The 13,624-nt window shown below is 70.5% G+C and carries 13 protein-coding genes; 7 read left to right on the top strand and 6 right to left on the bottom strand.

Features of this window, described 5'->3' with window-relative positions; genetic code table 11:
• Positions 1-105: 105 nt before the first annotated feature.
• Both ACIRHA_RS33235 and ACIRHA_RS33230 read right to left on the bottom strand, forming a co-directional pair.
• The gene (locus ACIRHA_RS33235; RefSeq protein ID WP_403853581.1) at positions 106-1,326 is read right to left on the bottom strand and encodes an acetyl-CoA C-acetyltransferase; all 1,221 of its coding nucleotides are present in this window, start codon (positions 1,324-1,326) and stop codon (positions 106-108) included.
• 299 nt (positions 1,327-1,625) lie between these two features.
• Positions 1,626-2,645: an SGNH/GDSL hydrolase family protein gene (locus tag ACIRHA_RS33230; protein WP_403853579.1), complete on the bottom strand. Its 1,020-nt coding sequence runs from the start codon at positions 2,643-2,645 to the stop codon at positions 1,626-1,628.
• A gap of 158 nt (positions 2,646-2,803) precedes the next feature.
• On the opposite strand from ACIRHA_RS33230, the gene ACIRHA_RS33225 reads away from it, so the two are divergent.
• Positions 2,804-4,195 carry a cystathionine beta-synthase gene (locus ACIRHA_RS33225; RefSeq protein WP_403853577.1) on the top strand — a complete coding sequence of 464 codons (1,392 nt, stop codon included), beginning with the start codon at positions 2,804-2,806 and terminating at the stop codon, positions 4,193-4,195.
• Positions 4,196-4,490: 295 nt separating this feature from the next.
• On the opposite strand, the gene ACIRHA_RS33220 is transcribed toward ACIRHA_RS33225, so the two are convergent.
• Both ACIRHA_RS33220 and ACIRHA_RS33215 read right to left on the bottom strand, forming a co-directional pair.
• Positions 4,491-5,372: a MurR/RpiR family transcriptional regulator gene (locus tag ACIRHA_RS33220; protein ID WP_403853575.1), complete on the bottom strand. Its 882-nt coding sequence runs from the start codon at positions 5,370-5,372 to the stop codon at positions 4,491-4,493.
• Positions 5,373-5,519: 147 nt separating this feature from the next.
• A complete protein-coding gene (locus tag ACIRHA_RS33215; protein ID WP_403853952.1) occupies positions 5,520-6,998 on the bottom strand; it encodes an aromatic amino acid ammonia-lyase in 1,479 nt (492 codons plus the stop codon).
• Positions 6,999-7,187: 189 nt separating this feature from the next.
• Here ACIRHA_RS33215 and ACIRHA_RS33210 point away from each other — a divergent pair, with 189 nt between their 5' ends.
• The 6 genes from ACIRHA_RS33210 to ACIRHA_RS33185 are packed head-to-tail and all read left to right on the top strand — an operon-like array spanning position 7,188 to position 12,576.
• Positions 7,188-8,414, top strand: coding sequence for an ABC transporter ATP-binding protein (locus ACIRHA_RS33210; protein WP_403853573.1), 1,227 nt, complete (start codon positions 7,188-7,190; stop codon positions 8,412-8,414).
• A complete protein-coding gene (locus ACIRHA_RS33205; RefSeq protein ID WP_403853571.1) occupies positions 8,411-9,067 on the top strand; it encodes an ABC transporter permease in 657 nt (218 codons plus the stop codon). Before ACIRHA_RS33210 ends, ACIRHA_RS33205 begins: the two co-directional genes overlap by 4 nt.
• A 7-nt stretch (positions 9,068-9,074) precedes the next feature.
• Entirely contained in the window at positions 9,075-9,752 is a 678-nt protein-coding gene (locus tag ACIRHA_RS33200) for an ABC transporter permease (RefSeq protein ID WP_403853569.1), read from the top strand.
• 20 nt (positions 9,753-9,772) lie between these two features.
• Entirely contained in the window at positions 9,773-10,708 is a 936-nt protein-coding gene (locus tag ACIRHA_RS33195) for an ABC transporter substrate-binding protein (RefSeq protein WP_403853950.1), read from the top strand.
• A 12-nt stretch (positions 10,709-10,720) separates the two neighbouring features.
• Complete coding sequence (locus ACIRHA_RS33190; RefSeq protein ID WP_403853567.1) at positions 10,721-12,133, top strand: purine-cytosine permease family protein; 1,413 nt, start codon at positions 10,721-10,723, stop codon at positions 12,131-12,133.
• 11 nt (positions 12,134-12,144) lie between these two features.
• Positions 12,145-12,576: a hypothetical protein gene (locus ACIRHA_RS33185; RefSeq protein ID WP_403853565.1), complete on the top strand. Its 432-nt coding sequence runs from the start codon at positions 12,145-12,147 to the stop codon at positions 12,574-12,576.
• Positions 12,577-12,649: 73 nt separating this feature from the next.
• Here ACIRHA_RS33185 and ACIRHA_RS33180 read toward each other — a convergent pair whose 3' ends face one another.
• On the bottom strand, positions 12,650-13,024 hold the full coding sequence (locus ACIRHA_RS33180; RefSeq protein ID WP_403853563.1) for a hypothetical protein: 375 nt from the start codon (positions 13,022-13,024) through the stop codon (positions 12,650-12,652).
• A 66-nt stretch (positions 13,025-13,090) separates the two neighbouring features.
• Entirely contained in the window at positions 13,091-13,594 is a 504-nt protein-coding gene (locus ACIRHA_RS33175; protein WP_403853561.1) for a roadblock/LC7 domain-containing protein, read from the bottom strand.
• Between the last annotated feature and the right edge of the window lie 30 nt (positions 13,595-13,624).

Genomic DNA, 13,624 nt, shown 5'->3' with positions numbered 1-13,624 from the left:
GTGGGAACGGGGTTGACCTGCGAAAATGAATCTCCCCCGAGACGCACGTCACATCCTGGGGGAGATTGGATCACGAACGGATAGACCGCCGCGGTCCGGACCGGGTCAGCTCAGGCGCTCGATGACCATCGCCATGCCCTGTCCACCACCCACACACATGGTCTCCAGACCGAACTGCTTGTCGTGGAACTGGAGCGAGTTGATCAGCGTGCCGGTGATCCGGGCGCCGGTCATGCCGAAGGGGTGGCCGACGGCGATCGCGCCACCGTTCACGTTCAGCTTGTCCTCGGCGATGCCCAGCTCACGGGCGGACGGGATGACCTGCGCGGCGAACGCCTCGTTGATCTCGGCCAGGTCGATGTCGTCGATGGTCAGGCCGGCCCGCTTCAGGGCCTGCTTGCTGGCCTCGACCGGGCCGAGGCCCATGATCTCGGGGGAGAGGCCCGAGACGCCGGTGGAGACGACGCGGGCGAGCGGGGTCAGGCCCAGCTCGCGCGCCTTGGTGTCCGACATGACCACGAGGGCGGCGGCGCCGTCGTTCAGCGGGCAGCAGTTGGCGGCCGTGACGAGGCCGTCGGGGCGGAAGACGGGCTTGAGGCCCGAGACGCCGTCGAGCGTGACACCGGCGCGCGGGCCGTCGTCCTTGCTGACGACCGTGCCGTCGGGGGTGGTCACCGGGGTGATCTCGCGCCCCCAGAAGCCGTTCTTGATGGCTTCCTCGGCGCGGTTCTGCGAGCGCACGCCGAAGGCGTCCATCTCGGCGCGGGTGATGCCCTTGATGCGGGCCAGGTTCTCGGCGGTCTGACCCATCGCGATGTACGCGTCCGGGACCAGGCCGTCCTCGCGCGGGTCGTGCCAGCTGGTGTTCTCCTGCGTGGCGACCTCGGCGGTGCGGGCCTCGGCCTCGGCGAAGAACGGGTTGTGGGTGTCGGGGAGGGAGTCCGAGTTCCCCTTCGCGAAGCGGGACACCATCTCGACGCCGGCCGAGATGAAGACGTCGCCCTCGCCCGCCTTGATGGCGTGCAGTGCCATGCGGGTCGTCTGGAGCGAGCTGGAGCAGTACCGGGTGACGGTGCAGCCCGGGAGGTGGTCCATGCCCATCTGTACGGAGACGATGCGGCCGAGGTTGTTGCCCTGCTCGCCGCCGGGGAGGCCGCAGCCGAGCATCAGGTCGTCGATCTCGCGCGGGTCGAGCTCGGGGACCTTGGCGAGGGCGGCCTGGATGATCGTGGCGGTCAGGTCGTCGGGGCGGAGGTCCTTGAGCGACCCCTTGAAGGCGCGGCCGATGGGGGAACGGGCGGCTGAGACGATCACTGCTTCGGGCATCACGCGGCTCCAGAGGGTTCGTATCGCTTTTCAGGCGGACCGTCTGGGAAGTTACCCGCACGTACCGCCCGGGTCACCGGGTGAGGTGTGTGACCCGCGCCGCATTTTACTAAGCGCTTGCTCAGGGCTTCGCGGGTGACCGGATTTTTGTTTGCGGCTACCCGGCGCACGGTCTCGGGGCTCCGCCCCGGACCCCGCGCCTCAATCGCCGGCGGGGCTTGATCTATCAAGCCCCGCCCTTTGGACGAGAGCCAGCGGGGTCCGGGGCGGAGCCCCGTGAGCGCACGCCGGGTGGGGTGTCACGTGTCGGCCGGGACCGGGTCCTCCGTCGTGACCCGCCTCCTGCGGCGCCGCTTCAGCAACGCCCACGGCCCCCGGGGACCGGTCGGCATCGCGGCCGCGACCTCCGTCCCGCCCTCCTGCGCCGCCTGCGCCGCCGCGCGGGCGACCGGGAGGAAGCCCTCGGCGCGGGAGGTGTCCGGACGCTCCTCCTCAGGCCACAGGCCCAGGGAGGCGCAGAGCGTGGGGAGCATCGCCATCGCCGCGGTCGCGTACCCCTCCACGGAGGGGTGGTAGTTGTCGGGGCCGAAGAGCTCGCGGGGGTTCGCCGCGAACTCGGGGCCCAGCAGATCGCCCAGCGACACCGTGCGGCCGCCCTGCTCCACCGTGCCGATGGTCTGCGCCGCCGCGAGCTGCCGCGAGGTGCGGCGGGCCAGCCAGCGCAGCGGCTGCTGGACCCGCTCCACCGACCCCAGGTCGGGGCAGGTGCCGACCACCACCTCGGCGCCGGCCGTGCGCAGCCGGCGGACGGCCGCGGACAGATGGCGTACGGACTTCGTCGCCGGCATGCGGTGCGTGACGTCGTTCGCGCCGATCATGATCACGCAGACGTCGGGCTGCCAGCCGGGGTCGGCGAGGCCGAGCGGCACCTGCCGGTCCAGGTCGTCGGAGCGCGCGCCCGGCAGCGCCACATTGCGCAGCTCCACCGTCCGCTCCGCCACCGCCGCGAGCCCGGAGGCCAGCAGCGCGCCCGGCGTCTGCCCCGCCCGGTGCACGCCCTGCCCGGCGGCCGTCGAGTCGCCCAGCATCAGGAAGCGCAACGGTTCGCCGTCATGAGGGCCGTACATCCGCCGCCCGTACACCCCGTCCGCCGCCGGCACGTGCACCGGCTCCGGACCGTGGTTGCCGACCTGACGTCGCGCGATCTGTACTTCGGCGAGCACCACTCCGACCGTGGCCGCGCCCAGCAGCCCGATCCCGCCGCCGCCGTACGCCGCGCCCGCTGCGATCCGCCGTGCCACCCTCGCCCTGCTCGACATGTTCCGCGGCCACCTGCCTCTGCGACTCTCTTATGGCTACAAGGACTCCTTGCCCCGTTATCCCTGTCGGCCAATCGCAACGCCGGATGAAGCGACATGGTCCAGCGTGTGCGCCTTACCCTGGCGGCACCATTACGGAGGAGAACCCGGAGACCACGGTGCGCATCCACGAATCGATGATCGACCTCGTCGGCAACACCCCGCTGGTGAGGCTCAACAAGGTGACCGAAGGGCTGCGGGCGACCGTCCTGGCCAAGGTCGAGTACTTCAACCCCGGCGGCAGCGTGAAGGACCGCATCGCGCTGCGCATGATCGAGGCGGCCGAGCGGAGTGGGGCGCTGGAGCCCGGCGGCACCATCGTCGAGCCGACCAGCGGCAATACCGGTGTCGGCCTCGCCATGGTGGCCCAGCAGAAGGGCTACAAGTGCATCTTCGTCTGCCCGGACAAGGTCTCCACGGACAAGATCAATGTGCTGCGGGCGTACGGCGCCGAGGTGGTGGTCTGCCCGACGGCGGTGGATCCCGAGCACCCGGACTCGTACTACAACGTCTCGGACCGTCTCGTCCGTGAGACGCCCGGTGCCTGGAAGCCGGACCAGTACTCCAACCCCGACAACCCGCGCTCGCACTACGAGAGCACGGGCCCGGAGCTGTGGGAGCAGACGGACGGGCGGATCACCCATTTCGTCGCGGGCGTCGGCACCGGCGGCACCATCTCAGGGACCGGCCGCTATCTGAAGGACGTGAGCGAGGGGCGGGTCAGGGTCGTCGGCGCCGACCCCGAGGGCTCGGTGTACTCCGGTGGCTCCGGGCGCCCGTATCTCGTCGAGGGCGTCGGTGAGGACTTCTGGCCGACGGCCTACGACCGGGAGGTCGCCGACGAGATCGTCGCGGTGTCCGACAAGGACTCGTTCCAGATGACACGGCGGCTCGCCAAGGAGGAGGCGCTGCTCGTGGGCGGCTCCTGCGGAATGGCCGTGGTGGCGGCGCTGCGGGTCGCGGAGGGGCTCGGTCCCGACGACATCGTGGTCGTGCTGCTGCCGGACAGCGGGCGCGGGTACCTCAGCAAGCTCTTTAACGACGACTGGATGGCGGACTACGGATTCCTCGAGGACTCCGGGCCCAGCGCGCGCGTCGGCGACGTACTGAAGGACAAGGAGGGCGGCGCGCTGCCCTCCCTGGTCCATATGCACCCGGAGGAGACGGTCGGTCAGGCCATCGAGGTGCTGCGCGAGTACGGCGTCTCGCAGATGCCGATCGTGAAGCCGGGAGCCGGTCACCCGGACGTGATGGCGGCCGAGGTGATCGGGTCCGTTGTCGAGCGCGAGCTGCTCGACGCGCTGTTCGCCCAACGGGCCTCCCTGCACGACCCGTTGGAGAAGCACATGTCGGCGCCGCTGCCGCAGGTCGGCTCCGGCGAGCCGGTGGCGGACCTGATGAGTGTGCTCGGTGCGGCCGACGCTGCGATCGTGCTGGTGGAGGGCAAGCCGACGGGTGTGGTGAGCCGTCAGGACCTGCTGGCGTTCCTGGCGAAGTCGGGCACCAAGTAGTCCGGAAGCCGCGGTTCGCGCAATCGGTACGAGCGCGTCACGTGCGCGCAGCACCGGCTTAACACGGGTCCGGCACATTGGTGGATGTCGGAAAGGGGCGGGAGCGGCTCCCCGCCCCACCCGGCACCGAGCGGCGTCAAAGGAAACTCCGGAGCGGCTCCCGGACCTCCACGGACGCCCTGGGTGTGCACACGGCCTGACCGGTGCAACACCCTTCGCGGGGACCGCCGTCGTCCCGCCCCCCGTTCACGGGGGTGCGGCGGTCCCCGCGCAACTCTCTCCCCCTATAAGGGTGTTACTCGACGAAGAGGCCGCGCTCCGCCGCCCGTACGTCGAACTCCTCAAGACGTGCCTGTGCCTGCGGAAGCCCGTCGCACATCGCCTCCAGCAGCACCCGGCCGAGAAGCATCGGCGAGCACGCCGTGTCGAAGGCGAGGCCCGTGCCGACCGCGGCGGGCAGCAGCAGATCGGAGTGGCGGGCGACGGGGGCGAAGACGGAGTCGGCGACCGTGACGACGGTCAGGCCCGCCTCCTTCGCGTACGCGAGGGTGTCGACGACCTCGCGCGGGTGGCGGGGAAGCGCGAAGCACAGCAGGGTCGTGGCGCCCGCGCGGACGGCCGCGTCGATGCGGTCGGCGAGCATGGTGCCGCCCTCGTCGAGGAGGCGTACGTCGGGGTGGACCTTCGCGGCGAAGTACGCGAAGCCGAACGCCTGGGACGCGGCCGCGCGCAGCCCGAGGACGAGCAGCGTCGGTGAGGCGGCGAGGATCCGGCCCGCCCGCTCGACCGGCTCGGGGTCGGCGAGCAGCTCGGCGAGGTGCCGGAGGTTGGCGATCTCGGCTTCCACCGCCTGCTGGTACTCGTTGGCCTTGGTGGCGGTGGCCGGTTCGGTGGGCGCCGTATCGCGCAGGTGCTTGCGCAGCGCCGGGTAGCCGTCGAAGCCGAGCGCCACCGCGAACCGGGTCACGGAGGGCTGGCTGACGCCCGCGAGCTCGGCCAGCTCCACGGACGACAGGAACGGCACCTCGGCCGCGCGCCGCACCATGCAGTGCGCGATGCGGCGCTGGGTGGGGGTGAGGCGGTGCCCCTCGAAGAGGCTCTGGAGGCGGGCGGAGGGGCCCTGTGTCCCCGCGTCGTGGTCCGCCCCGCTCCGTGTGCTGTCCGTGCGCTCGCTCATGTCTCCCGCCATGTCTCCCGCCGGTCCATTCAACGGTCCCGTTTCGTGCATGATTCTATTCAGGGCAGGGGGAGGGGCGCCAGGGTTCCGGGCGTTCCGGCTTTCCGGCTTTCCGGTCGTGCGGGATCCCCTCCCTCACCCCCTCCGTCACTGCTCGGCGAACCGACCCAGCAGGGCCGCCGCCCGTTCCACGTCTCCCGTCAGGGGCCGGTCCGTCACGTCGTCGGGAAGTTCCTGCAAGGCCAGCGCGAAGGCCCGCCCCACCGGAAGCTCCTCGTCGGGGTGCAGGTCGCGCAGCCTCAACGCCCGTACCGCCGCGACCAGTTCACAGCCCACGACCTGGCGGAACGCCGCGCACACGCGCAGGGTCTGACGGGCCGCCAGGGAGGCGAAGCTGGCCTGCTCCTCGACGCCGCGCGAGAGCACGGCGTGGCCGAGGGAGGCGGGGGCGGAGAAGGCGCGCAGGTCGGCGAGGGCGCCGCCGGCCGCGTACTCCAGGATCATCACGCCGGACGAGGCCGGTTCGCCGTCCGCGAGGAACGGGCGCAGGCGGGTGAAGCCCGGCTCGTTGAGGGTGGAGAGGCGGGAGGTGGAGAGCCGGGCCACCTGGCTGATGGCGAGCCGGAAGTGGTCGAGTGCCAGGGCGAGTTGGGCCATGTAGAAGCCGCCGTGGTGGTAGGCCGCCATCTCCGTGTACGAGATCAGGGGGTTCTCCGCCGCCGCGTTGATCTCGACGGTGAGGATGTCCTCCAGGGCATCCGCCGCGTCCTGCGCCGGGCCGTGGATCTGCGGCACGCAGCGGAAGCCGTACGGGTCCTGGATCCGGCCGAGCGGGGGCGTGGGGTGGTCGTCGGCGCCGAGGATCCCGCGCATCCGGGCCGCCACGTCGAAGCTGCCCCGGTGGCGGCGCGACTCGTGCACGGGCAGGGCGTACGCCTCGTAGGAGCCGTCGACCGCGAGCAGGCTCAGGGCCGCCACCAGGTCCGTGGCCGCCAGCAGATCGCGCAGCTCGTGCAGGGCGAGGGCGGCCTGGCCGAGGGTGAGGGCGTTGGAGGAGATCAGGGCCAGGGCGTCGTTGTTGTCGAGGGGCTGCGGCTTGGGCGGGGTGCCCTTGCCGCGCCACGGGTGTTCGCCGGCGAGGGCCAGGCCCATCTGGGACAGCGGCGCGATGTCGCCGGTGCCGACCGAGCCGTGCTCGTTGACCGCCGGGTACGCGCCCGCCTCCAGGGCCTCGCAGAGCGCCGTGACGACCGTGGGGCGCAGGCCCGCGCCACCGGCCAGGAGCTGGTTCGCGCGGACCGCGAGCATCGCCCGCACCTCGCGCTCGGGCAGCTCGTCGCCGATCGCGCCCGCGTGGCTGCGCAGCAGGCGAAGGCCGTGGTCGGCGGCGGCCTCGGTGGGCACGTCCTCGCTGCGGTTCGCGCCGACGCCGGTGGAGCGGCCGTAGACCCTGCCCCACGCCGCGATCTCCCGCGCCGCGTTCCAGGACTTCTCCACGCGCTTCATGGCGTCGGTGCCGGGGACCGGGCGGGCGCTCGTGTCGGCGAGGCGGACCACGTCGGCGACCGGGAGGCCGTGGCCGTCGAGCACGACGACCGGGTGGGCCGAGTGGTCCGGATGGGACATCACGGGCTGTTCCTCCTCGAAAGGTGATCAACGGGCGCCTATGCCTCAAAAGGTTTTCCGCATCTCATAGTTCGGCCCCGTCAAGGGGATTTACCGATGATTTACACGGAGGCATTGACAAATTATTCACGCACCGAGAACTCTGCATGACGATATGCAGGACGGGCAAGAGGACTCCAGAGGCGCTCCATGATCCAGTTCGAAGCGGTCCACAAGCGATTCCCGAACGGCACGACAGCGGTGCATGATCTCTCGCTCGACATGCCGGAGGGGGGCGTGACCGTCTTCGTCGGGTCGTCGGGCTGCGGCAAGACGACCAGCCTCCGGATGATCAATCGTATGGTCGATCCCTCGTCGGGCACCATTCGGGTCGGCGGGCGCGATGTTCTGGAGCAGGACGCCGCTGAGCTGCGGCGCTCCATCGGGTACGTGATCCAGCAGGCGGGGCTCTTCCCGCACCGCACCGTGCTCGACAATGTCGCCACGGTGCCGCTGCTGCTCGGCTGGGGGCGGAAGAAGGCGCGGGTCGCGGCCGGTGAGCTGCTCGAGCGGGTGGGGCTCTCCGCGGAGATGGGCAAGCGGTATCCGCATCAGCTGTCCGGCGGTCAGCAGCAGCGGGTGGGGGTGGCGAGGGCGCTGGCCGCGGATCCGCCGGTGCTGTTGATGGACGAGCCGTTCGGGGCGGTCGACCCGGTCGTTCGTACCCAGCTTCAGGATGAACTGCTGCGGCTCCAGACGGAGTTGAGCAAGACGATTGTGTTCGTTACGCACGACATCGATGAGGCCGTGCGGCTCGGGGACCGGATCGCGGTGTTCCGGGAGGGCGGGCACCTTGTGCAGTGTGCTCCGCCGGAGGAGCTGTTGGCGCGGCCGGCGGATGAGTTCGTGGCGGACTTCCTCGGTGCCGAGCGGGGGCTCAAGTTGTTGTCGCTCTCGACGCTCGCGGATGTGGCGCAAGGGGCTGCGCCCGAGGGCGGGGCGTGGGAGCTGGTGCTCGACGAGGGGCGTAAGCCGGTCGCTTGGCGCGAGCGGGACGGCGGGGGCGAGGCTCCTGTGCGGGCGCTCCGTGACGGGGACTCGTTGCTGTCCGCGTTGAACGAGTCGGTGGCGTCGCCCTCCGGGCTGGTTGTCCGCGTCGATGCGGATGGGGTGTTCACGGGTGTGTCGTCCCGGGACGACGTCCACGAGCGGTCCGGTCGGGCGCACAGTGACGCCCAGTCGGGCGCAACGCCTCGGGGCTCCGCCCCGGACCCCGCTGCTCAATCGCCGCAGGGGCTTGATTTGGCCGCACCGGCGCTTGATGACGCCGAGGAGGCTGGTGGCGCCGAGACGGCTGGTGGGGTTGAGGCCGAGGTCGGCGAGACGGCTGATGGGGTCGAGGCGGAGACCGGCGAGAAGGCCGGGGGTGGCGCGTGAGTATCGATTGGGAATGGGTCGGGTCGCATCAGGGGGATCTTCTCGCCCTCACCGCCTCCCACCTCCAAGCCGCCCTCAGCGCCGTGCTGTTCGGGCTCGTCATATCCCTGCCGCTCGCTGTCGTCGCGCATCGGGTGCGGCCGCTGCGTGGGTTTCTGCTCGGGATGTCGAACGTGCTGTTCACCATCCCGTCCATCGCCGTCTTCGTGCTGCTGCTGCCCGTCTCCGGGCTCACCCGCACCACCACCGTCATCGGGCTGACGATCTACACCCTCGTCGTCCTGCTCCGTAACACGGTCGAGGGGCTCGACTCCGTGCCCGCGAAGACGAAGGAGGCCGCGAAGGCCATGGGGACGCGGCCGATGCGGACCCTGCTCACCGTCGAGCTGCCGCTCGCGCTGCCCGTGATCATGGCGGGCGTACGGATCGCCACCGTGATGGCCATCTCGCTCGTGTCCGTGGCGACGTACATCGGCGACGGCGGGCTCGGTCAGCTGTTCACGGACGGGTTCCAGCGGAACTTCCCGACCCCGGTCATCGTCGGCGTCGTCCTGACCCTGTTGCTCGCGCTCGTCGCGGACGCGGCTCTCGTCGGCGTCCAGCGGCTGCTCACGCCGTGGGCCCGTACCCGTACTCGGACCCGGAAGGCCTGAACCCGCCATGTTCGAACTCTTCAAGAACCTCGGCGCCTGGCTGGTCGGCGGGGAGCAGTGGGCGGGGAGCGACGGCATCGCGACGCGCGTCGCCGAGCACCTCCAGTACTCGCTGCTCGCCACGCTCGTCGCCGCCGTGATCGCCCTGCCGGTCGGGCTGCTCATCGGGCACACCGGGCGTGGCGCCTTCGTCGCCATCAACCTGTCGTCCTTCGGGCGGGCGCTGCCGACCGTCGGGCTCGTCGTGCTCGTGTTCCTCGCGAGCGGGCTCTCCATGTGGCCGGTCTATATCGCGCTCGTCGCGCTCGCCGTGCCGTCCATCGTGACGAATACGTACGCGGGAATGACCGCCGTCGACCCGGAGGTCAAGGACGCCGCGCGCGGGCAGGGCATGAAGGCCCACCAGGTGCTGTTCCAGGTCGAGTTGCCGCTCGCGCTGCCGCTCATCATGACCGGGCTGCGGCTCGCGCTCATCCAGGTCGTCGCCACCGCCACCATCGCCGCGTACGTGTCCTTCGGCGGGCTCGGCCGCTACGTCTTCGACGGGCTCGCCCAGCGGGACCTGGTGCAGGTGCTCGGCGGGGCCGTGCTCGTCGCGGTCGTCGCCATCGTCCTCGACCTGGCGCTTTCCGGGCTCCAGCGGCTCCTCTTCCGTAACCGCCCCACCACTCTCAAGTCCGCCTAGGAGCAAGCCAGATGAGCAAGATGAACCGACGTGCCCTTCTGGGCGGTCTCGTCGCCGCGGCCTCCGTCCCGGCCCTGTCCGCCTGCTCCAGCGGCATCACCTCGCTCGACCAGCAAGGGGGCTCGATCTCGGGCGGCGGCTCCAGCAAGAAGGGTGTCACCATCGGCACCGCCAACTTCACCGAGAACCAGGTGCTCGGGTACCTGTACGCGGCCGCGCTCGACGCCGCCGGTGTGAAGACGAGCGTGCGGCCCAACCTCGGTACCCGCGAGATCCTCATCCCCGCACTCAAGAGCGGCGACATCGACCTGCTGCCCGAGTACCAGGGCGCCCTCCTGCACTACCTCGACACCAAGTCGAAGGCGACCGAGGAGGGCGAGATGCAGAACGCCCTCGCCATGGTGCTCCCGGCGGGCCTGCAGATCCTTCCGTACGGCCTCGCCGAGGACTCGGACGCGTTCGTGGTGACCCGTGAGACCGCGAAGAAGTACAAGCTCAGGTCCCTCGCCGACCTCGCTAAGCACAACGGGAAGCTCGTCATCGGCGCCGCCCCGGAAGTGAAGAAGCGTCAGGTCGGTGCCGTCGGGCTCAAGGACGTGTACGGCGTCGAGTTCAAGGAGTTCAAGTCCCTTGATTCCTCCGGGCCGCTGGTCAAGGGCGCGCTGAAGAAGGGGGATGTGGATGTCGCGAATCTGTTCACCACCGACACCGATATCGCCGCCAACGACTGGGTCGTCCTCACCGACCCCAAGAACCTGGTTCCCGGTCAGCACGTCGTCCCGCTGATCGCCGACCGCAAGGCCGACTCGACCGTCCGCAAGGCCCTCGCCCGCCTGGGCAACGTGCTGACGACCGAGGACCTCACCGAGCTCAACCGGCTCGTGGACAAGGACAAGAAGGACCCCGAGGACGTCGCGAACGACTACGCGCGCCGCCACGGGATCAGCAAGAAGTAGGGAGGCCATCGGATGGCAGCGGTAGTGGAGAAGCACTCCATCGACGTCGTGCCGGACAGCGAACGGCACGGCAGAGCGTTCAACCAGTTCACCCTCTGGCTCGGCGCGAACCTCCACATCACGGCCGTCGTCACCGGCGGTCTCGCCGTCGTCTTCGGCGGCGACGTGGTCTGGTCGCTGATCGGGCTCGTGCTCGGCAATCTGCTCGGCGGCGCCGTCATGGCGCTGCACTCGGCGCAGGGGCCGAAGCTCGGGCTGCCGCAGATGATCCAGTCCAGGGCCCAGTTCGGGGTGAAGGGCGCCGTCGTCCCGCTGCTCCTCGTCATCCTGATGTACGTCGGGTTCTTCGCGAGCGGCACCGTGCTCGCCGGGCAGGCCACCGCGCAGCTGACGCACACCAACGACACGACGGGCATCATCGTCTTCGCGCTCGTCACGGGCATCGTGGCGACGGTCGGCTACCGCGTCATCCACGTCCTCGGGCGGGTCGCGAGCGTGGTGTGCGCGCTCGCCTTCGTCTACCTGGGCATCCGGCTCTTCGACCGGGCCGACGTCGGCGCGCTCCTGTCCGACGCGCATTTCTCGATGCCGATGTTCCTGCTCGCCGTCTCCCTGTCGGCCTCGTGGCAGCTCGCCTTCGGCCCGTACGTCGCCGACTACTCGCGCTATCTGCCGCGTACGACCAGCGGCAAGTCCACGTTCTGGTGGACGCTCGCGGGCTCCGCGCTGGGCTCGCAGTGGTCCATGGCGTTCGGCGTCCTGGTCGCGGCGAGCGCGGGCGAGAAGTTCATCGACAACCAGGTCGGCTACGTCGTGTCGCTCGGCGGCGCGGGCCTCGTCGCGTCCTTCTTCTACTTCGTGATCGCGCTCGGCAAGCTCACCGTCAACGTGCTCAACACGTACGGCGGCTTCATGTCGATGGTCACCGGCATCAGCGGATTCCGCGGGCAGCGGGTCCTTTCGCAGCGGGCCCGTGCGCTCTACATCGGGATCATCATGGTCGCGGGCACGGTGGTCGCACTGCTCGGCAAGGACAGCTTCCTGACCTCGTTCAAGGACTTCCTGCTGTTCCTGCTGACGTTTTTCACGCCCTGGTCCGCGATCAACCTGGTCGACTACTACCTGATCTCCCGCGAGCGCTACGACCTCCCGGCCCTCTCCGACCCGAACGGCCGCTACGGCGGCTGGCGCTGGGACGCGCTCGCGGTCTACGGGGTCGGGCTGCTCGCCCAGCTGCCGTTCCTGGCCACCGCCTTCTACACGGGTCCGCTCGTCGGTCCGCTCGGCGGGGCGGACGTGTCGTGGATCGTGGGACTCGTCGTCCCGGCCGTCCTGTACTGGCTGCTCGCCCGGGGCCGGGCGGGGGACTGGCCCAGTGAGAAGACGGGGGACAGCCCTACTGCGGTGGGCGCCTCGGCTCCGTAACGTCGGACGGTATGGAAGCCCGCGAACACGCACGCGACGCCGAACTCAAGAAGGAACTCGACGCCACCCTGCACGCACGCAGGGAACTGGGCGACGAGTACGAGCCGGCGCTCGTCGACTCGTTCCTCGACAAGGTCGAGCAGCGGCTCGACTCCGTCGTCGACCGCAGGGTGCGGCGACAGCTGGCCGAGCACCGGATCACCGTGGCCCGCGGGGCCCGCGACTCCGGCGCCGAGAACTGGGGCGAGCGCTTCGGCTTCGCCGTGATCTCCCTCGTCCTCGCCATCCCGCTGTCCGCGATCGCGGTGGCCAACGCCGACCTGCCCGGGCTCTTCGTGGCCTGGGGCGGGATCGTCGGCGTGAACGCGCTGCATGCGGTGCGGTGGGGGCCCGTCCGCAGGCGGGAGCGCCGCGACCGCGAGGAGTCCGACTGGGAGGGGTAGCCGGGCGAGCGCCGTTGGCCGTGCGGGCGCCGCGCTTCATGGAAGCGCGGCGCCTTCTCACGTGCTCACGTGCTCAGACCTCCAGCTCGCCCTCGATCTTCTTCAGCTGGTGACGGGCCATCGCCAGGTTGGCGCGGGCCTTGTCGAGCACCAGGTACAGGAACAGGCCGTTGCCGCCGCGTCCCTTGATCAGGCGGATCAGGTGGTACTGGGTGCCGAGGGTGATGAGGATGTCCTCGATGCCGTCCTTGAGCCCCAGTTGCTCCATGGTGCGCAGCTTGGCGCGGACGACGTCGGTGTTGCCCGCCGCCGCGATCTCCAGGTCGAAGCCCTTGGAGCCGCCGATGGTGCCGAGGGCCATGCCGCTGGTGTAGTCGACGAGGGCCGCGGCGGTGGCGCCTTCTATGGAGGCGAGGGCGTCCTTGAGGGCAGTCTCGGTATTGGCCATGATGCGGGGTCCTTTCGTGCTTCTTGTCGTGCTTCTCTTCGTGCTTCTTTGCGGGTGTGCCGGTCGTCAACGCGTGGGCTGCGGCGGCACATTGGTGGTCGGCCGGACAGGGAGTCCGGTCTCGGTCGTCGTGGGCGACGCCGTGCGGGCGCGGGCCCGGCCGCGGGTGCGGGGGGCCGGCTCGGGCGGCGCTTCCTCCTCGGCGGGAGCGGTGAGTTCCCCGATGCGGGCGCCGGAGCGGCGCCCCTCGAGATGCAGGCGGCCGACGTTGACCCGGTCCTCCGCGAGGAGCGTGAGGACGGCGGTGTCCCCGGCCGCGTAGGTGGCGATGTAGCCGTCGGCGCCGCGTACCAGGAGCTCGCGGAAGGCGCCCTGTGCGGTGGCGTCGGCGAGGCGCTGGGCGACGCCGAGTGCGGTGGCGGTGAGCGCGGCGACGCCCTCCGGTTCGACGCCCGGGGTGTCCTGGGCGAGGACCAGGCCGTCGACGCTGGCGGCGAGGGCGCCGGTGACCTGGGGCACGCGGACCCTCAACCGTTGCAGTTCGGCGAGGAGTTCGCCCTGGTCGACCATCGGAGGTCTCCTTTCGGGGGTACGTGAGGA

Origin of the sequence: Streptomyces sp. NPDC102360, assembly GCF_044766085.1 — a bacterium.
In the GTDB taxonomy this organism is placed as follows: domain Bacteria; phylum Actinomycetota; class Actinomycetes; order Streptomycetales; family Streptomycetaceae; genus Streptomyces.
The sequence above is the reverse complement of the archived record's forward strand: the minus strand, read 5'-3'. Positions and strand labels throughout refer to the sequence as shown.